This window comes from Streptococcus sp. 79, assembly GCF_013277425.1.
Taxonomy (GTDB): Bacteria; Bacillota; Bacilli; order Lactobacillales; family Streptococcaceae; genus Streptococcus; species Streptococcus pseudopneumoniae.
Genome location: NZ_VMMW01000059.1, coordinates 1 through 22642, shown reverse-complemented (window position 1 = coordinate 22642; position 22642 = coordinate 1). Strand labels below are relative to the sequence as shown.

Sequence of the window (22642 nt, the reverse complement as noted above, 5' to 3'; positions counted from 1 at the left end):
TTCTTTGCAAATAGAATAGAAGGAAACTTATGAAAACACCATTTATTAATAAAGAAGACTTAGAAGCGATTGTAGCCGAGTTCCCAACTCCCTTTCACTTATATGATGAGAAGGGAATTCGTGAGAAGGCAAGAGCCGTCAACCAAGCCTTTTCGTGGAACAAGGGCTTTAAGGAATATTTTGCAGTTAAGGCTACTCCAACCCCAGCTATTTTGAAAATTATCCAAGAGGAAGGCTGTGGTGTGGACTGCTCTAGTTACGTAGAGCTTTTGATGAGCCATAAACTGGATTTCCCTGGTTCTGAGATTATGTTCTCTTCAAACAATACGCCAGATAAGGAATATGCCTATGCGCGTGAATTGGGTGCGATCATTAACTTGGATGCCTTTGAAGATATTGAACATTTGGAGCGAGCAGCAGGCATTCCAGAAATCATCTCATGTCGTTATAATCCTGGAGGCGTTTTTGAACTGGGGACAGACATTATGGATAATCCTGGGGAGGCTAAGTTTGGTATGACCAAGGACCAACTCTTTGAATCCTTTGCCATCTTGAAGGAAAAAGGAGCCAAGACTTTTGGGATTCACTCCTTTCTAGCATCCAATACTGTCACCCATCTCTATTATCCAGAGTTGGCGCGTCAGCTTTTTGAATTGGCTGTTGAAATCAAGGAAAAGCTGGGTATTTCACTAGACTTTATCAATCTTTCCGGGGGTATTGGAGTCAACTATCGTCCTGAGCAGGAGCCAAATGATATCGCCTTGATTGGTGAGGGAGTTCGTAAGGTGTATGAAGAGGTTCTTACGCCAGCAGGTCTTGGTCAGGTCAAGATTTTCACCGAATTGGGTCGTTTTATGCTGGCACCTCACGGTGCTTTAGTCACAAGAGTCACTCATAAGAAGAAAACCTACCGTACCTATCTAGGTGTGGATGCATCAGCAGTCAACCTCATGCGTCCAGCTATGTACGGAGCCTATCACCATATTAGCAACATGACCCATCCAGATGGACCAGCTGAAGCGGTAGATGTGGTTGGCTCACTCTGTGAAAACAATGATAAATTTGCAGTCAATCGCGAACTGCCTCATACAGAAATCGGTGATTTGCTGGTCATTCATGATACAGGTGCCCACGGTTTTTCAATGGGCTACCAGTACAATGCCAAACTTCGTTCTGCGGAAATCCTTTATACTGAAGAAGGCAAAGCCCGTCAAATCCGCCGTGCAGAGCGCCCTGAAGACTATTTTGCAACCTTGTATGGTTTTGATTTTGAAGAATAATCTGAGAATAGATTGAAAATGAAATTGAAAAACAGATTGCTTTCTAAAAAATAGGTAAAAATCTTGTTTTTCCTTCAAGTCGTGATATAATAAAACTATAAAACGTTTTCAAGGAAGGTGACGATATGTCTGAAGAAACAATTGATTATGGACAAGTGACAGGAATGGTGCATTCGACAGAAAGTTTTGGGGCGGTAGATGGCCCTGGTATTCGCTTTATTGTCTTTTTACAGGGCTGTCACATGCGTTGCCAGTATTGCCATAACCCAGATACTTGGGCTATGGAGTCCAATAAATCACGTGAACGGACGGTAGATGATGTCTTGACAGAAGCCTTGCGCTACCGTGGTTTCTGGGGAAATAAGGGCGGGATTACAGTCAGCGGAGGAGAAGCCCTCTTGCAGATTGATTTCCTGATTGCCCTTTTCACCAAGGCTAAGGAACAAGGAATCCACTGTACCTTGGACACCTGTGCCCTTCCTTTCCGTAATAAACCACGTTACCTTGAAAAGTTTGACAAACTCATGGCTGTCACTGACTTGGTTCTCTTAGATATCAAGGAAATCAACGAAGAACAGCACAAGATTGTTACTAGCCAAACCAATAAAAATATCTTGGCCTGTGCCCAGTATCTATCAGATATTGGAAAACCTGTCTGGATTCGCCACGTGCTAGTTCCAGGATTGACAGACAGAGACGATGACTTGATTGAACTTGGTAAGTTCGTCAAGACTCTTAAAAATGTGGATAAGTTTGAAATTCTGCCTTATCACACCATGGGTGAGTTTAAATGGCGTGAATTGGGAATTCCCTATTCCCTCGAAGGGGTTAAACCACCAACAGCAGACCGCGTTAAGAACGCTAAACAACTCATGGATACCGAAAGTTACCAAGACTATACGAAACGTGTACATGGATAGAAAAGAAGCCTGATGGAAACATCGGGCTTTTGACTTGCAAAAAGACTTAGCAAATCAGCTAAGCCTTTCTTCTTATCTCGAACGTTGTTTTCCAGCGTTGCGATTTTTGTGTTTTTTCTTGCTTGTGATAGCAGTTGGTTGTTCAGGGGTAACGTCTTTTCGTCCATTTGGTGTTGAGAAAGCACTTGCTTTTGGTGGGTTCTTGGCTAGTTCTTCACGGACTTTTTTGCGAAGTTTTGGACGAACGATATAGTTGACGATAAACTGTTGGAGAATCATCATGAAACCACCGACAACCCAGTAAAGTGTAACACTGGCTGGTGAGAAGAGGGAGAAGACGACGATCATGAGTGGGCTCATGTAAATCATTTTTTTAATTTGTTCTCTTTGCATTTCATCTTCTACTCCGTGAAGTGAAAGGAGCGATTGAAGATAGTAAAGGACACCAGCGAAGGCAACCAAAATCATACTTGGAGAACCTAGAGGAATTCCTAGGTAGCTTGCTTGAGCAACACCTTCAGTATGTTGGGCAGCAAAGTAGATAGCAGAGAAGAAAGGCATTTGAAGGAGGATAGGGAAACATCCTACACCACCAAACATGCTGATGCCATGCTCTTTTTGAGCGGCAAAGAGAGCTTGTTGGGCTTCGAGTTTTTCTTCTTGAGTAGTTGCTTCTTTGAGACGAGTTTGGTGTGGCTCAAGGACGTGCTTGAGGGCATTCATCTTTTCAGAGTGAAGCGTTGCCTTCCATGATTGGTAGATACCAAGTGGCAAGATAATCAAGCGCACGATAATGGTTACGATGATGATAGCGACACCAAAGCCTAGACCTTGATCAGTAGCGAAGTACTTGATAGCTTCAGCCATAGGCGCTCCGATCGTATTCCAAATAAATCCTGTCGGCTGACCTGTGGTTTTATCGACATTGACACAGCCAGTTAAGACAAGCAACATAGCCACTCCCATAGCCGAGAATGCAAAACGTTTAATAGATTTCACTGTTTTTATTCCTTCTTTAAAAATTATACCTTTCTATTCTACTGTTTTTTTACAAAATATACAATAGTTCTGGAGACCTAATTTGCGATTTTAAAGTCAGAGTAGGGAGGAAAGTTGCTTAGTTTGACATCTAAGTAGCTTACTTTTGAAAAAGGTGTCGGTCCTTTTCGGATTTCTTGGATAAATTTTGCCATGATAGCAGATGAGTCTGCTTGGGCTAAGATTTCCACTGTGCCATCGTCGTTATTCCATACCCGACCTGTGATGCCACCGATTTCAAGGGCCAGGCTATAAACACCCCAACGAAAGCCGACTCCCTGCACCCTACCTTGGGCAATCATTCTAACCTTTTGCATACCAAACCCCTTTGATTGTGTTATAATATTTCTATGACTATTATAACCTCAAAAGCCAATTCTGTGGTAAAAAATGCTAAGAAATTACACCAAAAAAAATACCGCAAGTCTGCCTATTTGATTGAAGGCTGGCACTTGTTTGAAGAAGCTGTCCAAGCTGGAGTGACGATTGAGAAAATCTTTGCCCTAGAAAGTTACCGAAATCAGTTAGCTGCTTTTCCGCAAACTATCTGGGTGTCAGAGGATATTTTACTAGATTTGGCGGATTCTCAGACTCCACAGGGAATCGTTGCGGTGGTTCAAAAAGAAGAAGTAGGACAAGCTGACTTTAGTCAGGGCAAGTTCTTGTTTTTGGAAGATGTGCAAGATCCTGGTAATGTAGGAACCATCATTCGAACTGCGGATGCAGCAGGCTTTACAGGAGTGATTGTTTCAGATAAATCGGCAGATATCTACAGTCTCAAGACCTTACGTTCCATGCAAGGCAGTCATTTTCATCTGCCTATTTACCGGATGACTAGCCAAGCGCTCCTTAAGGAAACCAAAGAGGCAGCTATCCCTGTGCTAGCTACAACCCTATCTAAAGATTCTGTTGATTACAGAGAACTGCCTCCTATAGAAAATTTTGTACTAGTCATGGGAAATGAGGGCCAAGGAATTAGTCCCCTTATGGCTGAAAGTGCAGACCAGTTGGTCCATATTAGCATGAAGGGGCAGGCGGAGAGTTTGAATGTTGCCATTGCAGCTGGTATTTTGATTTTCCATTTAAGCTAATTTTAACTTTTTTTGTTATAATCAAGGAAAGATGTTCATAGAAAAGGAGAAAAGATGAATCACACTATTATACATGACCGTGTAGGTCTCAATCAATTTTACGCTAAGGTATATGCCTTTGTTGGTCTGGGAATCGGACTATCTGCTTTGGTATCAGGCCTTATGTTGACGGTCTTTCAGTCTCAGTTGCTTTACTTTTTGATGCAGGGGCGTCTCTGGTTGACCATTGCAACCTTTGCAGAATTGGCCTTGGTTTTCGTTGCCAGTAGCATGGCTTCAAGAAATAGTCCAGCTGCTCTTCCAGTATTTTTGCTATACTCTGTTTTAAACGGTTTTACCCTTAGTTTTGTGGTAGCCTTCTATACTCCGGGTACAGTTTTATCTGCCTTTGTATCGAGCGCCCTTCTCTTCTTTGTCATGGCGGCAGTTGGTATCTTTACCAAGAAAGACTTGAGTGGGATTGGTCGAGCAATGATGGCAGCTCTCATTGGTTTACTGATTGCTATGGTAGTCAATATTTTCTTGGCTAGTGGCTTCTTTGATTATATGATTAGCGTAGCCATGGTTTTGGTTTTTTCAGGGTTGATTGCTTGGGATAACCAAAAGATTCGCCTCGCCTATGAACAATCACAAGGTCGTGTAGCGACAGGCTGGGTGGTGTCAATGGCTCTCAGTATCTATCTTGATTTTATCAATCTCTTCCTAAGTATTTTACGTATCTTTGGTCGTAATGATTAAAAGGTCTATAAAATCAGTGTTTTGAGTGACACTGATTTTTTTAAATTTTCTCTTTTCTTTTCTTGGAAATAGGTGTATAATGTTTTTAACTAATTTTTGAGGAGTAGCCTATGAAGAAAAGTTTTATTCACCAACAAGAAGAAATTTCCTTTGTCAAAAATACTTTTACTCAGTATTTGAAAGATAAGTTAGAAGTTGTCGAAGTTCAAGGTCCTATCTTGAGTAGGGTCGGTGATGGGATGCAGGACAACTTATCAGGTGTGGAGAATGCCGTATCGGTCAAGGTTCTCCAAATCCCTGATGCTACTTATGAAGTGGTGCACTCCCTTGCTAAATGGAAACGCCACACCTTGGCTCGCTTTGGTTTCGGTGAAGGGGAAGGTCTTTTCGTCCACATGAAGGCCCTTCGTCCAGATGAGGATTCCTTGGATGCAACCCACTCTGTTTATGTTGACCAGTGGGACTGGGAGAAGGTTATCCCAAATGGACAACGAAACATTGCCTACCTAAAAGAAACAGTTGAGAAGATTTACAAGGCTATTCGCCTGACTGAGCTAGCTGTTGAAGCCCGTTATGACATCGAGTCTATCTTGCCAAAACAAATCACCTTTATTCATACAGAAGAATTGGTAGAACGCTACCCAGACTTGACACCGAAAGAACGTGAAAATGCGATTTGTAAAGAATTTGGAGCCGTCTTTTTGATTGGTATCGGTGGCGAGTTGCCAGATGGTAAACCGCACGATGGACGTGCACCAGACTATGATGACTGGACAAGCGAGTCTGAAAATGGCTACAAGGGTCTAAATGGTGATATTCTTGTCTGGAATGAATCTCTGGGTGGAGCCTTTGAGTTGTCTTCTATGGGGATTCGTGTAGATGAAGAAACCCTTCGCCGTCAGGTTGCCATCACAGGTGATGAAGACCGCTTGGAATTGGAATGGCACAAGGCTCTATTGAATGGCCTATTCCCATTGACAATCGGTGGAGGAATTGGACAATCTCGTATGGCCATGTTCCTACTTCGCAAGAGACACATCGGAGAAGTGCAAACAAGTGTTTGGCCTCAAGAAGTCCGCGATACTTACGAAAATATTTTGTAGAGAATCGAACCGCAAGGTTCGGTTTTCTTTCTCTTTTTGTCTATAATTTGGTATAATAAACAGTATGAAAATCGTATCAGGAATCTATGGGGGACGTCCCCTCAAGACACTAGAGGGCAAGACGACAAGGCCTACTTCAGATAAGGTTAGGGGCGCCATTTTTAACATGATTGGTCCCTACTTTGAAGGGGGACGAGTCTTGGACCTTTATGCAGGTAGTGGTGGTTTATCTATCGAAGCAGTATCGCGTGGCATGTCCAGCTCTGTTTTGGTGGAGCGAGACCGTAAGGCTCAGACCATCGTGGCTGAAAATATCCAGATGACCAAGGATGTTGGAAAATTTCAACTCCTCAAGATGGATGCAGAAAGGGCATTGGAGCAGGTATCTGGGGAATTTGACCTTATTTTCTTAGACCCTCCTTATGCCAAGGAACAAATGGTAGCAGATATTGAAAAAATGGCTGAGAGAGCGCTTTTTTCTGAAGATGTCATGGTTGTGTGTGAGACGGATAAGGCCGTTGAACTTCCAGAAGAAATTGCCTGCCTGGGTATCTGGAAGGAAAAGATTTATGGAATTAGTAAGGTGACAGTCTATGTCAGATAAGATTGGCTTATTCACAGGCTCATTTGATCCGATGACAAATGGGCATCTGGATATCATTGAACGGGCGAGCAGACTTTTTGATAAGCTCTATGTTGGTATTTTTTTTAATCCCCACAAACAAGGATTTCTCCCTATCGAAAATCGTAAACGGGGATTAGAAAAGGCTGTGAAACATTTGGAAAATGTTGCAGTCGTGTCTTCTCATGATGAATTGGTGGTCGATGTTGCGAAAAGACTGGGGGCTACTTGCCTAGTGCGAGGCTTGAGAAATGCGTCGGATTTGCAATACGAAGCCAGTTTTGATTACTACAACCATCAGCTGTCTCCTGATATAGAGACTATTTATTTACATAGTCGACCTGAACATCTCTATATCAGTTCATCAGGCGTTAGAGAGCTTTTGAAGTTTGGTCAGGATATTGCCTGCTATGTTCCCGAGAGTATTTTGGAGGAAATAAGAAATGAAAAAAAAGATTAGATGGCCCTTATACGTCATTGCGGCCTTGATTGTGACTTTCTTGGCATTTGTAGTGCCCTTGCCTTATTATATAGAGGTTCCAGGTGGTTCGGAAGATATTCGCCAAGTCCTTAAAGTAAATGACACAGAAGATAAGGAAGCTGGTGCCTATCAATTCGTTACGGTTGGTGTTCAACATGCCACTTTAGCTCATATGATTTATGCTTGGTTGACACCTTTTACAGATATTCGTAGTGCTCAGGAGACTACAGGTGGTTCTTCCGATGTTGAATTTATGCGAATCAATCAATTCTACATGCAAACATCGCAAAATATGGCCAAGTATCAAGGACTAAAAACAGCTGGTAAGGATATCGAACTCAAGTACTTTGGCGTTTATGTTTTGAATGTGACGGATAATTCAACCTTTAAAGGGATTCTCAATATCTCTGATACGGTCACAGCAGTCAATGATCAGACCTTTGATAGTTCCAAAGACTTGATTGATTACGTCAGTTCTCAAAAATTAGGGGACTCCGTCAAGGTCACCTATGAAGAGGATGGGCAAACCAAGTCTGCAGAAGGAAAGATTATCACCTTGGAAAATGGAAAAAATGGGATTGGAATCGGCTTGATTGATCGTACAGAGGTAATCAGCAATGTCCCAATTAGTTTTTCAACAGCTGGTATTGGCGGCCCAAGTGCTGGTCTCATGTTTAGTCTAGCTATCTATACTCAAATAGCTCACCCAGATCTTCGTAATGGTCGTATTGTTGCTGGTACAGGTACCATTGACCGCGATGGGAATGTGGGGGATATTGGAGGTATTGATAAAAAAGTTGTAGCTTCGGCTAGGGCAGGTGCTGCTATTTTCTTTGCCCCTGATAATCCTGTTAGCGAAGAAGAACAAAAAGCACACCCGGATGCAAAAAACAACTACCAAACAGCCCTAGAAGCATCCAAAACAATCAAGACAGATATGAAAATCGTGCCCGTTAAAACCCTACAAGATGCAATTGATTACTTGAAAAACAATCCCTAGTTTTTAAGTGAAGTTTCCAAACTAGCGCACAAACAGAGAAGATGGTATAATAGTCAAATGGTTCAATTATTATTCACTCTAAGCAGTCACATGCTCTTTATTTATGTGAGTTTTTACCTTTTAAAGGATCTTGTTAGATGGGAAAAGGTTTTAAAAGTGACAGCTGAGAATACAAGAAAAGTTCGTTTATTAGTAGGTTTTTTCAGCATTGTAATGGGCTATATCTTGAGTTCTTTCTTTATCAGCCTGTATCATTTGTGGCAAGAAGCGCTTAGAGGATTATTATAAAATCAAGAGTAAAGGAAACGAGTATGGACAAAATTGTGGTTCAAGGTGGCGATAATCGTCTGGTAGGAAGTGTAACCATCGAAGGAGCAAAGAATGCAGTCTTGCCCTTGTTGGCAGCGACTATTCTAGCAAGTGAAGGAAAGACCGTCTTGCAGAATGTTCCGATTTTGTCGGATGTCTTTATTATGAATCAGGTAGTTGGTGGTTTGAATGCCAAGGTTGACTTTGATGAGGAAGCCCATCTTGTCAAGGTGGATGCTACTGGCGATATCACTGAGGAAGCCCCTTACAAGTATGTCAGCAAGATGCGCGCCTCCATCGTTGTATTAGGGCCAATCCTTGCCCGTGTGGGTCATGCTAAGGTATCCATGCCAGGTGGTTGTACGATTGGTAGCCGTCCTATTGATCTTCATTTGAAAGGTCTGGAAGCTATGGGGGTTAAGATTAGTCAGACAGCTGGTTACATCGAAGCCAAGGCAGAACGCTTGCATGGCGCTCATATCTATATGGACTTTCCAAGTGTTGGTGCAACGCAGAACTTGATGATGGCAGCGACTCTGGCTGATGGGGTGACAGTGATTGAGAATGCTGCGCGTGAGCCTGAGATTGTTGACTTAGCCATTCTCCTTAATGAAATGGGAGCCAAGGTCAAAGGTGCTGGTACAGAGACTATAACCATTACTGGTGTTGAGAAACTTCATGGTACGACTCACAATGTAGTCCAGGACCGTATCGAAGCAGGAACCTTTATGGTAGCTGCTGCCATGACTGGTGGTGATGTCTTGATTAAAGACGCTGTTTGGGAGCACAATCGTCCCTTGATTGCCAAGTTGCTTGAAATGGGAGTGGAAGTGACGGAGGAGACTGAAGGAATTCGCGTTCGCTCTCAACTAGAAAATCTAAAAGCTGTTCATGTGAAAACCTTGCCCCACCCAGGATTTCCAACAGATATGCAGGCTCAATTTACAGCCTTGATGACAGTTGCAAAAGGCGAATCAACCATGGTGGAGACAGTTTTCGAAAATCGTTTCCAACACTTAGAAGAGATGCGTCGCATGGGCTTGCACTCGGAGATTATCCGTGATACAGCACGTATTGTTGGTGGGCAGCCTTTGCAGGGAGCAGAAGTTCTTTCGACTGACCTTCGTGCCAGCGCAGCCTTGATTTTGACAGGTTTGGTAGCACAGGGAGAAACTGTGGTCGGTAAATTGGTTCACTTGGATAGAGGTTACTACCGTTTCCATGAGAAGTTGGCGCAGCTAGGTGCTAAGATTCAGCGGATTGAGGCAAATGATGAAGATGAATAAGAAATCAGGCTACGTAGTCAAGCGTTTACTTTTAGTAATTCTAGTACTGATTTTAGGTGCACTAGCCCTAGGAATCGGTCTAATGGTAGGCTATGGAATTTTGGGCAAGGGACAAGATCCATGGGCCATCCTGTCTCCAGCAAAATGGCAGGAATTGATTCATAAATTTACAGGAAATTAGGCTGGAGAACCAGCCTTTTTCTAAAGATAAGGAGAAATATGAACAAAAAAACAAGACAGACACTAATCGGACTGCTAGTGTTATTGCTTTTGTCTACAGGGAGCTATTATATTAAGCAGAATGAACTAGGCAATCAGGCTGCTAAGACAAAAATAAGTCAGAAAAAACAAGCGTCTGAAGCTCCTAGTCAAGCATTGGCAGAGAGTGTCTTAACAGACGCAGTCAAAAACCAAGTAAAAGGGAGTCTGGAGTGGAACGGATCAGGTGCTTTTATCGTCAATGGTAATAAAACAAACCTAAATGCCAAGGTTTCAAGTAAGCCCTACGCTGATAATAAAACAAAGACGGTGGGCAAGGAGACCGTACCAACCGTGGCTAATGCCCTCTTGTCTAAGGCTACTCGTCAGTACAAGAATCGTGAAGAAACTGGGAATGGTTCGACTTCATGGACTCCTCCAGGCTGGCATCAGGTCAAGAATCTAAAGGGCTCTTATACCCATGCAGTCGATAGAGGTCATCTGTTAGGCTATGCCTTAATCGGTGGTTTGGATGGTTTTGATGCCTCGACAAGCAATCCTAAAAACATTGCTGTTCAGACAGCCTGGGCAAATCAGGCGCAGGCCGAGGATTCGACTGGTCAAAACTACTATGAAAGTAAGGTGCGTAAAGCCTTGGACCAAAACAAGCGTGTCCGTTACCGTGTAACCCTTTACTACGCTTCAAACGAGGATTTAGTTCCTTCAGCTTCACAGATTGAAGCCAAGTCTTCAGATGGAGAATTGGAATTTAATGTTCTAGTTCCCAATGTTCAAAAGGGGCTTCAACTGGATTACCGAACTGGAGAAGTAACTGTAACTCATACTCGATGAAAATCAAAAAGCAAACTAGGAAGCTAGCCGCAGGTTGCTCAAAGCACAGCTTTGAGGTTGCAGATAAAGCTGACGTGGTTTGAAGAGATTTTCGAAGAGTATCAGTAAAAGATAAGATAAACTCCTATATCACTTATGGATGTAGGAGTTCTTTTTTCTAGTTTAAGTAGGGCTAGAGTAGGTACTAAGAAAAAATGGTAACTTCTAAAACTAACTTCCAGTTTCCCACAACCTAGCTTTTAGTATGAGAAAAACGCGTGAAATCAGTGGAAATCCGTCTTAGACTAACTTCCAGTTTTGGGAGAGAGATGGAAGTTACTTTGAGAAGTTACGCTAAGAAAAAAATAATATGTATTGGATTAAATTTTGTGATATAATAAAGGATAAGATACTATTTTAGGAGAAGAACTATGGAAGACCCAAGTAGTCAGAATTTGTTGCTACAATTTGTTTTATTGTTTATCTTGACGGTATTAAATGCCTTTTTCTCAGCCACAGAAATGGGCATGGTTTCTCTTAATCGTGCCCGAGTTGAACAAAAGGCGGAAGAAGGAGACAGACGCTACATCCGCCTGCTGAAGGTACTAGAAAATCCTAACCACTTTTTATCAACCATTCAGGTAGGAATCACCCTGATTACAATCTTATCAGGGGCGAGTTTAGCTGATACTCTAGGACGTGTGATTGCCTCTTGGCTTGGGAATAGCGAAACAGCACAAGCAGTGGCAACTTTTCTATCCTTGGCATTTTTGACCTATATTTCCATCGTTTTTGGGGAATTATATCCTAAGAGAATCGCTCTTAATCTAAAGGATGCCTTGGCCATTCGTACAGCGCCGGTTATCATTGGGATCGGAAAACTAGTCAGTCCTTTTGTTTGGCTTTTAGCTGCTTCGACCAATTTCTTGAGCCATTTGACTCCTATGTCATTCGATGATGCGGATGAAAAGATGACCCGTGATGAAATTGCCTATATGCTGACAAATAGTGAAGAAACATTGGATGCTGATGAGATTGAGATGCTACAAGGTGTCTTTTCGCTCGATGAACTGATGGCACGAGAGGTTATGGTTCCTCGGACAGATGCTTTTATGGTGGATATTCAGGATGATAGTCAAAGCATTATCCAAAGTATTTTAAAACAAAACTTTTCCCGTATACCAGTTTACGATGGGGATAAGGACAATGTAATTGGAATCATTCACACCAAGAGTCTCCTTAAGGCTGGTTTTGTGGATGGTTTTGATAATATTGTTTGGAAGAAAATCTTACAAGATCCACTTTTTGTACCTGAAACTATTTTTGTGGATGACTTGCTAAAAGAATTGCGCAATACCCAAAGACAAATGGCAATCTTGCTGGATGAATACGGTGGTATGGCTGGTTTGGTGACCTTGGAAGACCTCTTAGAGGAAATTGTTGGTGAAATTGATGATGAAACGGACAAAGCAGCAATAGATGTTCATCAGATTGGCGAGGATACCTACATTGTTCAAGGAACAATGACCCTCAATGATTTCAATAATTACTTTGATGTTGAACTGGAAAGTGATGACGTTGATACCATCGCTGGTTACTATTTGACAGGAGTGGGGACCATTCCGACGACTGAGAAACTTAGCTATGAATTGGTCAGCCAAAACAAACAACTTATCTTAACCAATGATAAAGTGAAAAATGGACGTGTTAACAAGGTAAAAGTCCAAATTACCGAAGTTGAAATAGAAGAAGAAACAGAGTAAACTAGAGGCTTTTGTCACCAGGTGTGACGAAGCTTTTTTCAGTTGATTTCATGAGGGAATTATGTCATGGAAAGAACTTTGCCCCAAAAGTTTTTCAAAATTATCCGTATTTATCAGAAGAAAAATAAAAAAGCCCTTCAAATTGGGCTTTCTGTTCATTTGAAACCTGATAAATCAAGTTATAGAAGGCGGTAGACGGATTTGAACCGACGATCAAGCTTTTGCAGAGCCGTGCCTTACCACTTGGCTATACCGCCTTAACGTTTCTTATTATACCTTGAAAATGATTTTCAGTCAATAGCTTTTTCAGTTTTTTGTACCATAGTGTGATTCGAATGTAATGCTAAGTTTTCTATGGGAAAAAGATTACCAAAAATCTACTGAATCCCCTTGAAAAATCTAGCTAATTAGGGTATAATATAAATAATCATTTGTCGTAGGTTTTGTCTGAAATATTGTCCAGACAAGGCTCACAGCAGTTAAATCTTCTGAAAAAGTCAGATTTAGCTGCTCTTTTTGTGCTTTTTTTCAGGATTTTGAGTACTTGTAATAAAGACTTAAAAATTCTGAAAATTCATCAAAGGGACACGGTGATAGGGGTTTTACAACCATATGACGATTAGAAAGCCTGATTGACAAGGCTTGGAACTTATTTACAAAGGAGAATCATCTTGGCAGGACATGACGTTCAATACGGGAAACATCGTACCCGTCGTAGTTTTTCAAGAATCAAAGAAGTTCTTGACTTACCAAATTTGATTGAAATTCAAACTGACTCATTCAAAGATTTCCTAGACCACGGTCTTAAGGAAGTGTTTGAAGATGTATTGCCAATTTCAAACTTCACAGACACAATGGAGTTGGAATTTGTTGGATATGAAATCAAGGAACCCAAATATACGCTAGAAGAAGCTCGTATTCACGATGCTAGCTACTCAGCACCAATTTTTGTAACCTTCCGCTTGATCAATAAAGAAACAGGCGAAATCAAGACCCAAGAAGTTTTCTTTGGTGATTTCCCGATCATGACAGAAATGGGTACTTTCATTATCAATGGTGGTGAACGTATCATTGTATCTCAGTTGGTTCGCTCGCCAGGTGTTTACTTTAATGACAAAGTAGATAAGAACGGTAAAGTGGGCTATGGTTCAACTGTTATCCCTAACCGTGGAGCTTGGTTGGAACTTGAAAGCGACTCAAAAGACATTACCTACACTCGTATCGACCGTACTCGTAAGATTCCATTTACAACCTTGGTTCGTGCGCTTGGTTTCTCAGGTGATGATGAAATCTTTGATATCTTTGGTGATAGCGAATTGGTTCGCAACACTGTTGAAAAAGATATCCACAAGAATCCAATGGACTCTCGTACAGACGAAGCTTTGAAAGAAATCTACGAACGCCTTCGTCCAGGTGAGCCTAAGACAGCTGAAAGCTCACGTAGCTTGCTTGTGGCTCGTTTCTTTGACCCACGTCGCTATGACTTAGCAGCAGTTGGTCGTTACAAGATCAATAAAAAACTCAATGTTAAAACACGCTTGCTTAACCAAACCATTGCAGAGCCATTGGTAGACCCTGAAACTGGAGAAATCTTGGTAGAAGCTGGAACTGTTATGACTCGTAGTGTGATTGAAAGCATTGAAAGCCATTTGGATGGTGACTTGAACAAGATTGTTTATATTCCAAATGATGCAGCCGTTGTGACTGAGCCAGTTGTTCTTCAAAAATTCAAGGTTGTTGCTCCAACGGATCCAGACCGTGTCGTAACCATCATTGGTAATGCCAATCCAGATGACAAGGTTCGTATCGTTACTCCTGCAGATATCCTTGCTGAGATGAGCTACTTCCTCAACTTGGCTGAAGGACTTGGCCGTGTAGATGATATCGACCACCTTGGGAACCGTCGTATCCGTGCGGTTGGTGAATTGCTTGCCAACCAAGTACGTTTGGGACTTTCTCGTATGGAACGTAATGTCCGTGAACGTATGTCTGTTCAAGACAACGAAGTCTTGACACCACAACAAATCATCAACATCCGTCCTGTAACAGCTGCGGTGAAAGAATTCTTTGGTTCATCACAGTTGTCACAGTTCATGGACCAACACAACCCACTTTCTGAGTTGTCTCACAAACGCCGTTTGTCAGCCTTAGGACCTGGTGGTTTGACACGTGACCGCGCTGGATATGAAGTACGTGACGTGCACTACACTCACTATGGTCGTATGTGTCCCATCGAGACACCTGAAGGACCTAACATCGGTTTGATCAATAACTTGTCATCTTACGGACATTTGAACAAATATGGTTTTGTTCAAACACCATACCGTAAGGTTGACCGTGAAACAGGCGTTGTTACGAACGAAATCGTTTGGTTGACAGCCGATGAAGAAGATGAATTTACTGTAGCACAGGCTAACTCTCGTCTGAATGAAGATGGAACATTTGCTGAAAAAGTTGTCATGGGACGTCACCAAGGGGTCAACCAAGAGTATCCAGCTAATGTTGTTGACTATATGGACGTATCACCAAAACAGGTAGTTGCCGTTGCGACAGCATGTATTCCTTTCTTGGAAAACGATGACTCCAACCGTGCCCTCATGGGAGCCAACATGCAACGTCAGGCTGTGCCATTGATCAATCCTCAAGCACCTTACGTTGGTACTGGTATGGAATACCAAGCAGCCCACGATTCAGGAGCTGCTGTGATTGCTCAGTACGATGGTAAAGTTACTTACGCAGATGCTGACAAGGTAGAAGTTCGTCGTGAAGATGGTTCATTGGATGTTTACCACATCCAAAAATTCCGTCGTTCAAACTCAGGTACTGCCTACAACCAACGTACGCTTGTTAAAGTTGGCGATGTCGTTGAAAAAGGTGATTTCATCGCTGACGGACCTTCTATGGAAAATGGAGAAATGGCGCTTGGACAAAACCCAATCGTTGCCTACATGACTTGGGAAGGTTACAACTTCGAGGATGCTGTTATCATGAGCGAACGCTTGGTTAAAGACGATGTCTACACATCTGTTCACCTTGAAGAATACGAATCAGAAACACGCGATACAAAGCTTGGGCCTGAAGAAATTACTCGTGAAATTCCAAATGTTGGGGAAGACGCTCTTAAAGACCTTGACGAAATGGGTATTATCCGTATCGGTGCTGAGGTTAAAGAAGGTGATATCCTTGTAGGTAAAGTAACACCTAAGGGTGAGAAAGACCTTTCAGCTGAAGAACGTCTCTTGCACGCTATCTTCGGAGATAAATCTCGTGAAGTTCGTGATACTTCTCTTCGTGTACCACACGGTGCCGATGGTGTCGTTCGTGATGTTAAGATCTTTACACGTGCAAATGGAGATGAGCTGCAATCAGGTGTTAACATGCTGGTTCGCGTCTACATCGCTCAAAAACGTAAGATCAAGGTCGGAGATAAGATGGCCGGACGTCACGGAAACAAAGGTGTTGTTTCTCGTATCGTTCCTGTAGAAGACATGCCTTACCTTCCAGACGGAACTCCAGTCGATATCATGTTGAACCCACTTGGGGTGCCATCACGTATGAATATCGGTCAGGTTATGGAGCTTCACCTTGGTATGGCAGCTCGTACTCTTGGTATCCACATCGCAACACCAGTCTTTGACGGAGCAAGTTCTGAAGACCTTTGGTCAACTGTTAAAGAAGCTGGTATGGATAGCGATGCCAAAACAATCCTTTACGATGGACGTACTGGAGAACCGTTTGATAACCGTGTTTCTGTCGGAGTCATGTACATGATCAAACTCCACCACATGGTTGATGATAAATTGCACGCGCGTTCAGTCGGACCTTACTCAACTGTTACCCAACAACCACTCGGAGGTAAAGCTCAGTTTGGTGGACAACGTTTCGGTGAGATGGAGGTTTGGGCTCTTGAAGCCTACGGTGCATCAAATGTCCTACAAGAAATCTTGACTTACAAGTCTGACGATATCAACGGACGTTTGAAAGCTTATGAAGCTATTACAAAAGGAAAACCAATTCCAAAACCAGGTGTTCCAGAATCCTTCCGAGTTCTTGTCAAAGAATTGCAATCTCTCGGTCTTGACATGCGTGTCCTAGACGAAGATGACCAAGAAGTGGAACTTCGCGACTTGGATGAAGGAATGGACGAAGATGTCATCCACGTAGATGACCTTGAAAAAGCCCGCGAAAAAGCAGCCCAAGAGGCTAAAGCAGCCTTTGAAGCCGAAGAAGCTGAGAAAGCAACAAAAGCGGAAGCAACAGAAGAAGCTGCTGAACAAGAATAAGTAGCTCACTTAGAATAGAAAGGGAAGAAATAGTGGTTGATGTAAATCGTTTTAAAAGTATGCAAATCACCCTAGCTTCTCCAAGCAAAGTCCGTTCATGGTCTTATGGAGAAGTCAAAAAACCTGAAACAATCAATTACCGGACCTTGAAACCAGAACGTGAAGGACTCTTTGATGAAGTGATCTTTGGTCCTACAAAAGACTGGGAATGTGCTTGTGGTAAGTACAAACGCATTCGTTACAGAGGGATTGTTTGTGACCGTTGTGGGGTTGAAGTAACGCGTACAAAAGTTCGTCGTGAGCGTATGGGGCACATCGAATTGAAAGCTCCTGTATCTCACATCTGGTACTTCAAGGGGATTCCAAGCCGTATGGGCTTGACCCTTGATATGAGCCCTCGTGCCCTCGAGGAAGTTATCTACTTTGCAGCTTATGTGGTGATTGATCCTAAGGATACACCACTTGAGCACAAGTCTATCATGACAGAGCGCGAATACCGTGAGCGCTTGCGTGAGTATGGTTATGGATCATTCGTTGCCAAGATGGGGGCCGAAGCCATCCAAGACCTTTTAAAACAAGTAGATCTTGAAAAAGAAATTGCTGAACTCAAAGAAGAATTGAAAACAGCTACTGGACAAAAACGTGTCAAAGCCATCCGTCGTTTGGATGTTTTGGATGCCTTTTACAAGTCTGGAAACAAACCTGAATGGATGATTCTCAACATCCTTCCGGTTATTCCACCAGATCTTCGTCCAATGTTGCAGTTGGATGGTGGCCGTTTTGCCTCATCTGACTTGAACGACCTCTACCGCCGTGTTATCAACCGTAACAACCGTTTGGCTCGTTTGCTTGAGTTGAATGCACCTGGTATCATCGTTCAAAATGAGAAACGTATGCTTCAAGAAGCGGTTGACGCTTTGATTGACAATGGTCGTCGTGGTCGTCCAATCACAGGACCAGGTAGCCGTCCACTGAAATCATTGAGCCACATGCTTAAAGGTAAACAAGGACGCTTCCGTCAAAACTTGCTCGGTAAACGTGTTGACTTCTCAGGACGTTCCGTTATCGCCGTTGGTCCAACGCTTAAGATGTACCAATGTGGTGTGCCACGTGAAATGGCGATCGAGCTCTTTAAACCATTCGTGATGCGTGAAATCGTTGCCCGTGATATTGTGCAAAACGTCAAAGCAGCTAAACGCTTGGTGGAACGTGGAGACGAACGCATCTGGGATATCCTTGAAGAAGTGATCAAAGAACACCCAGTACTTTTGAACCGCGCACCTACCCTTCACCGTTTGGGTATCCAAGCCTTCGAGCCAGTCTTGATTGATGGTAAGGCCCTTCGCTTGCACCCGCTTGTCTGTGAAGCCTACAATGCCGACTTTGACGGTGACCAAATGGCCATCCACGTACCGCTTTCAGAAGAAGCTCAAGCAGAAGCTCGTATCCTCATGCTAGCTGCTGAGCACATCTTGAACCCGAAAGATGGTAAACCAGTTGTTACTCCATCTCAGGACATGGTTTTGGGTAACTACTACTTGACCATGGAAGAAGCTGGTCGTGAAGGTGAAGGAATGGTCTTCAAAGACCGTGACGAAGCGGTTATGGCTTACCGTAATGGTTATGTTCACCTTCACTCACGTGTTGGTATCGCAACAGACAGCCTCAACAAGCCTTGGACAGAAGAGCAAAAACATAAGGTATTGCTTACAACAGTTGGTAAAATCCTCTTCAACGACATCATGCCAGAGGGTCTACCATACTTGCAAGAACCAAACAATGCCAACTTGACAGAAGGCGTTCCAGCTAAATACTTCTTGCCACTTGGTGGAGATATCAAGGAAGCTATCAGCAATCTTGAACTCAACCCTCCATTCAAGAAGAAAAACCTTGGAAATATCATCGCTGAAATCTTCAAACGTTTCCGTACGACAGAAACTTCTGCCCTACTTGACCGTATGAAGAACCTCGGTTACCATCACTCAACTCTTGCAGGATTGACAGTGGGTATTGCCGATATCCCAGTCGTTGATGACAAGGCTGAAATCATTGAAGAATCACACAAACGTGTAGAACAAATCACAAAACAATTCCGTCGTGGTATGATCACAGACGACGAGCGTTACAATGCCGTTACAGCTGAATGGCGTGCTGCCCGTGAAAAATTGGAGAAACGCTTGATTGCCAACCAAGATCCTAAGAACCCAATCGTTATGATGATGGACTCTGGAGCCCGTGGTAACATCTCAAACTTCTCACAGCTTGCCGGTATGCGTGGTCTGATGGCTGCTCCGAACGGACGTATCATGGAATTGCCAATCCTTTCAAACTTCCGCGAAGGTTTGTCAGTACTCGAAATGTTCTTCTCAACTCACGGTGCCCGTAAAGGTATGACCGATACGGCCCTTAAGACAGCCGACTCAGGTTACTTGACTCGTCGTTTGGTTGACGTTGCCCAAGACGTTATCATCCGTGAGGACGACTGTGGAACAGACCGTGGTCTCTTGATCCGTTCTATCGCAGAAGGAAAAGAGATGATCGAGTCTCTCGAAGAGCGTCTCAATGGTCGTTACACTAAGAAAACTGTTAAACATCCAGAAACTGGTGCAGTTATTATCGGTCCAAATGAGTTGATTACAGAAGACAAGGCGCGTGAAATTGTCAATGCTGGTGTGGAAGAAGTGACTATCCGCTCTGTATTTACATGTAACACTCGTCACGGTGTCTGCCGTCACTGTTATGGTATCAACTTGGCGACTGGTGATGCGGTTGAAGTTGGTGAAGCAGTTGGAACAATCGCTGCCCAATCTATCGGGGAACCTGGTACACAGCTTACAATGCGTACCTTCCACACGGGTGGGGTTGCCTCAAATACCGATATCACTCAGGGTCTTCCTCGTGTCCAAGAAATCTTTGAAGCCCGCAATCCTAAAGGGGAAGCGGTTATCACAGAGGTTAAAGGACAAGTTACAGCTATCGAAGAAGATGCTTCAACTCGTACCAAGAAAGTCTTTGTTAAGGGCGAAACTGGTGAAGGCGAATATGTTGTTCCATTTACCGCTCGTATGCGTGTTGAAGTTGGTGACCAAGTAGCGCGTGGTGCTGCTCTTACAGAAGGTTCTATCCAACCAAAACGTCTCCTTGCAGTTCGTGATGTCTTGTCAGTTGAAACTTACCTTCTCGGTGAAGTACAAAAAGTTTACCGTAGCCAAGGGGTAGAAATCGGTGACAAACACATCGAGGTAATGGTTCGTCAAATGATCCGTAAAGTTCGTGTCATGGATCCAGGTGACACAGATCTTCTCATGGGTACCCTCATGGATATCAATGACTTTACAGATGCTAACAAAGATGTTCTTATCTCAGGTGGAGTTCCAGCGACAGGTCGCCCAGTTCTTATGGGAATTACCAAAGCCTCACTTGAAACAAATAGTTTCTTGTCAGCGGCTTCCTTCCAGGAAACAACTCGTGTCCTTACTGACGCAGCTATCCGTGGTAAGAAAGACCATCTCCTTGGACTTAAGGAAAATGTTATCATCGGTAAGATTATCCCAGCAGGTACTGGTATGGCTCGTTATCGTAACCTGGAACCACATGCTATCAACGAAGAAGAATACCTTAATCCTCCAGTAGAGGAAGAAGGGAATGAAGAAACAACAGAAGTAGTTGTGGATACTGCCGTTGAAACTGTGGAAGAAACAGTAGAATAAAAGCAGATGAGAGAGCCTTCGGGTTCTCTTTCTGTTTTCTGAAAACTTTCTCCATTTTTCCATGGAATGTGGTAAAATAAAAGAAAGAAGCTGACAAAGGAGACAGGTATGGAACAAACATTTTTTATCATTAAACCAGATGGTGTAAAAAGAGGACTAGTGGGTGAAGTGTTGAAACGTATCGAACAACGTGGATTTACAATTGAAAAATTGGAGTTGCGTACACAGCTTTCAGAAGAGTTAATTGACCAGCACTATCAGGACTTGGTTGGTCAAAGTTTTTACCCACCGATTCGTGAATTTATGACTTCAGGACCGGTTCTTGTAGGTATCATTTCTGATCCCAAAGTAATCGAAACTTGGCGGACCATGATGGGTGCAACTGATCCAGAAGAAGCTTTACCAGGAACTATTCGAGTTGATTTTGCAAAAGCTGCTGGAGAAAATGAGACTATCCAAAATGTTGTACATGGTTCAGATTCAGAAGAGTCAGCTAAGCGAGAAATTGCTCTTTGGTTTTAAGAGTTGATTGGCTCAATCAATCGGTTAAAAGCTCATTTGAATAGAAAGTATAGTCACATAAAAAAGAAAGGACTAACTTCGTCCTTTCTCATTCTTAGTTTTTCTTCAACCTACTACAGTAGATAAACATACTGAATAGCTACTGTCTTCACTCATTTAATTCTTAAAAATTGATAGAGTTGACAAATGGTAGAAAAAAGCTCTTTTTAATAAGTTAAGTATCAACTACAGTTACGATTAGCATTCGTTACTTAACCCACTCACCATTATAGTTTACGTAGTAACCATCTACTATGGTATTAACAGCTAGAGCACCTGAACCATAGGCATAATACCATTTACCATTGATTTGGAACCAGCCTGTTTTCATATCTCCATTACTTGCATTTAGATAGTACCATATTGAACCATCTTTCACCCAACCTGTGGACATTGCACCTGATGAACGAAGATAGTACCAGTTATTACCAACATAAGCCCAACCTGTTGCCATTGCACCTGATGAACGGAGGTAGTACCACTTATTGCCAATTTGCTTCCAACCAGTTTGCATGATACCAGTTTCTGAATCTAGATAGTACCAAGCTGAATCATCATTTATCCAACCTACACGTCTTTCACCACCAAGATTCTTATTCCCAGAATTTCCTGTTTTTGCTAGGTAATACCAGTTAGATTGATCATAAAGCCAACCTGTCTTTAAATAATGATCTTGATCAAAGTAGTAGTATGCTAATTTAAGAACTTCGGGACCTTCCCAGCCTTCACCATGTTTTTTCCCAACGGTTAAGGAATATTTTAGCTCTAATTCTTGCCAACCAACAAACTCTTGTAGCACTCCATTTTCGTCAAAGTAGTACCATTCTGGCATTGGGGAACCTTCTAATCTGATACCATTAGGGTAAGGACCAATTGTACTACCTTTAGATGGAAACGGGATATATTGCCAGCCGACAACCATCTCTCCAGATAGAGAATCAAAATAATAGTACTTACCATCAATCACTCGCCAGTCCGTTTCTTTGAGGTCCCCCTTTTTGTAATAGGTTCTACCGTTTTCTTGGACAAACTGCCATCCTTCAGAGTTATCTGCAAATACTGTATTCGTAGCTAGCAAACCAAAGAAAATTACTGTTAGTCCAGCTTGCATAGTTTTTTTCAAAAGTTTCATTTATATATACCTCCAATATTAAATCCATTCACCAGATGAAGCGAAATTATAAACTTTACCATCAATAGTTTGGCTACCTGTAACCATTGCTCCACTTGAATTGAGATAATACCAATTTCCTCCCACTTTTATCCAACCGGTTTTCATGTCTCCATTTTTATTATCTAAGTAATACCATCTGCCTCGTATATATTTCCAACCTGTTGCCATTGAACCAGAGGTTTCCAGATAATACCATTTCCCATTTATACTTTGCCAACCTGTTTGTTTATTACTATTCTTATAATAATACCAAG

Annotated in this window: 19 protein-coding genes, 1 tRNA gene and 1 pseudogene; 16 read left to right on the top strand and 5 right to left on the bottom strand. The window is 42.6% G+C overall.

All coding sequences use genetic code 11. From position 1 onward, the window contains the following. The first annotated feature begins 29 nt into the window (after positions 1-29). Together HT729_RS08645 and pflA are read left to right on the top strand one after the other, a co-directional pair. Complete coding sequence (locus HT729_RS08645; RefSeq protein WP_000856497.1) at positions 30-1280, top strand: diaminopimelate decarboxylase; 1251 nt, start codon at positions 30-32, stop codon at positions 1278-1280. A gap of 125 nt (positions 1281-1405) precedes the next feature. Beyond that, positions 1406-2200, top strand: a complete 795-nt coding sequence (gene pflA, locus HT729_RS08640; protein ID WP_001288274.1) for a pyruvate formate-lyase-activating protein — start codon at positions 1406-1408, stop codon at positions 2198-2200. 72 nt (positions 2201-2272) lie between these two features. On the opposite strand, the gene yidC is transcribed toward pflA, so the two are convergent. Then, positions 2273-3199 (bottom strand): membrane protein insertase YidC, encoded by a 927-nt coding sequence (gene yidC, locus HT729_RS08635; RefSeq protein WP_000835945.1) that lies wholly within the window; start codon positions 3197-3199, stop codon positions 2273-2275. Between the two features lie 77 nt (positions 3200-3276). Beyond that, positions 3277-3555 (bottom strand): acylphosphatase, encoded by a 279-nt coding sequence (locus HT729_RS08630; protein WP_001174613.1) that lies wholly within the window; start codon positions 3553-3555, stop codon positions 3277-3279. A 33-nt stretch (positions 3556-3588) separates the two neighbouring features. Between HT729_RS08630 and HT729_RS08625 the strand changes: the two genes are divergently transcribed. From HT729_RS08625 to HT729_RS08575, 11 genes are all read left to right on the top strand, one after another. Beyond that, positions 3589-4329 (top strand): RNA methyltransferase, encoded by a 741-nt coding sequence (locus HT729_RS08625; RefSeq protein ID WP_050107537.1) that lies wholly within the window; start codon positions 3589-3591, stop codon positions 4327-4329. A gap of 54 nt (positions 4330-4383) precedes the next feature. Beyond that, complete coding sequence (locus HT729_RS08620) at positions 4384-5067, top strand: Bax inhibitor-1/YccA family protein (RefSeq protein ID WP_100127844.1); 684 nt, start codon at positions 4384-4386, stop codon at positions 5065-5067. Between the two features lie 110 nt (positions 5068-5177). Beyond that, a complete protein-coding gene (asnA, locus tag HT729_RS08615) occupies positions 5178-6170 on the top strand; it encodes an aspartate--ammonia ligase (protein WP_050107540.1) in 993 nt (330 codons plus the stop codon). Positions 6171-6234: 64 nt separating this feature from the next. Then, complete coding sequence (gene rsmD, locus HT729_RS08610; RefSeq protein WP_172931909.1) at positions 6235-6774, top strand: 16S rRNA (guanine(966)-N(2))-methyltransferase RsmD; 540 nt, start codon at positions 6235-6237, stop codon at positions 6772-6774. After that, entirely contained in the window at positions 6764-7252 is a 489-nt protein-coding gene (gene coaD / locus HT729_RS08605; RefSeq protein WP_172931908.1) for a pantetheine-phosphate adenylyltransferase, read from the top strand. The genes rsmD and coaD overlap by 11 nt, the downstream gene beginning before the upstream one ends. Continuing rightward, the gene (locus tag HT729_RS08600) at positions 7236-8273 is read left to right on the top strand and encodes a SepM family pheromone-processing serine protease (protein WP_007284885.1); all 1038 of its coding nucleotides are present in this window, start codon (positions 7236-7238) and stop codon (positions 8271-8273) included. The genes coaD and HT729_RS08600 overlap by 17 nt, the downstream gene beginning before the upstream one ends. Before the next feature lie 57 nt (positions 8274-8330). Further along, positions 8331-8561, top strand: a complete 231-nt coding sequence (locus tag HT729_RS08595) for a DUF1146 family protein (RefSeq protein WP_023933289.1) — start codon at positions 8331-8333, stop codon at positions 8559-8561. Positions 8562-8584: 23 nt separating this feature from the next. Further along, a complete protein-coding gene (gene murA / locus HT729_RS08590) occupies positions 8585-9868 on the top strand; it encodes a UDP-N-acetylglucosamine 1-carboxyvinyltransferase (protein ID WP_100127843.1) in 1284 nt (427 codons plus the stop codon). Continuing rightward, the gene (locus HT729_RS08585) at positions 9861-10049 is read left to right on the top strand and encodes a DNA-directed RNA polymerase subunit beta (protein ID WP_025169885.1); all 189 of its coding nucleotides are present in this window, start codon (positions 9861-9863) and stop codon (positions 10047-10049) included. Before murA ends, HT729_RS08585 begins: the two co-directional genes overlap by 8 nt. A 38-nt stretch (positions 10050-10087) precedes the next feature. Then, positions 10088-10918, top strand: coding sequence for a DNA-entry nuclease EndA (gene endA / locus HT729_RS08580; RefSeq protein ID WP_172931907.1), 831 nt, complete (start codon positions 10088-10090; stop codon positions 10916-10918). Between the two features lie 410 nt (positions 10919-11328). Further along, positions 11329-12660 (top strand): hemolysin family protein, encoded by a 1332-nt coding sequence (locus tag HT729_RS08575; protein ID WP_172931906.1) that lies wholly within the window; start codon positions 11329-11331, stop codon positions 12658-12660. A 186-nt stretch (positions 12661-12846) separates the two neighbouring features. Here HT729_RS08575 and HT729_RS08570 read toward each other — a convergent pair. After that, a tRNA-Cys gene (locus HT729_RS08570) sits at positions 12847-12917 on the bottom strand. A 414-nt stretch (positions 12918-13331) separates the two neighbouring features. Between HT729_RS08570 and rpoB the strand changes: the two genes are divergently transcribed. The 3 genes from rpoB (at position 13332) to ndk (ending at position 21175) form a co-directional block, all read left to right on the top strand. Then, positions 13332-16943: a DNA-directed RNA polymerase subunit beta gene (gene rpoB, locus HT729_RS08565; RefSeq protein WP_100127842.1), complete on the top strand. Its 3612-nt coding sequence runs from the start codon at positions 13332-13334 to the stop codon at positions 16941-16943. Positions 16944-16975: 32 nt separating this feature from the next. Beyond that, complete coding sequence (rpoC, locus tag HT729_RS08560) at positions 16976-20653, top strand: DNA-directed RNA polymerase subunit beta' (RefSeq protein WP_171043339.1); 3678 nt, start codon at positions 16976-16978, stop codon at positions 20651-20653. Positions 20654-20761: 108 nt separating this feature from the next. Further along, positions 20762-21175, top strand: a complete 414-nt coding sequence (gene ndk, locus HT729_RS08555; protein WP_000438300.1) for a nucleoside-diphosphate kinase — start codon at positions 20762-20764, stop codon at positions 21173-21175. Between the two features lie 247 nt (positions 21176-21422). On the opposite strand, the gene cbpJ is transcribed toward ndk, so the two are convergent. After that, a complete protein-coding gene (gene cbpJ / locus HT729_RS08550; protein ID WP_172931905.1) occupies positions 21423-22346 on the bottom strand; it encodes a choline-binding protein CbpJ in 924 nt (307 codons plus the stop codon). 18 nt (positions 22347-22364) lie between these two features. Further along, positions 22365-22642: pseudogene (locus tag HT729_RS08545) on the bottom strand (choline-binding protein G); the annotation flags it as partial.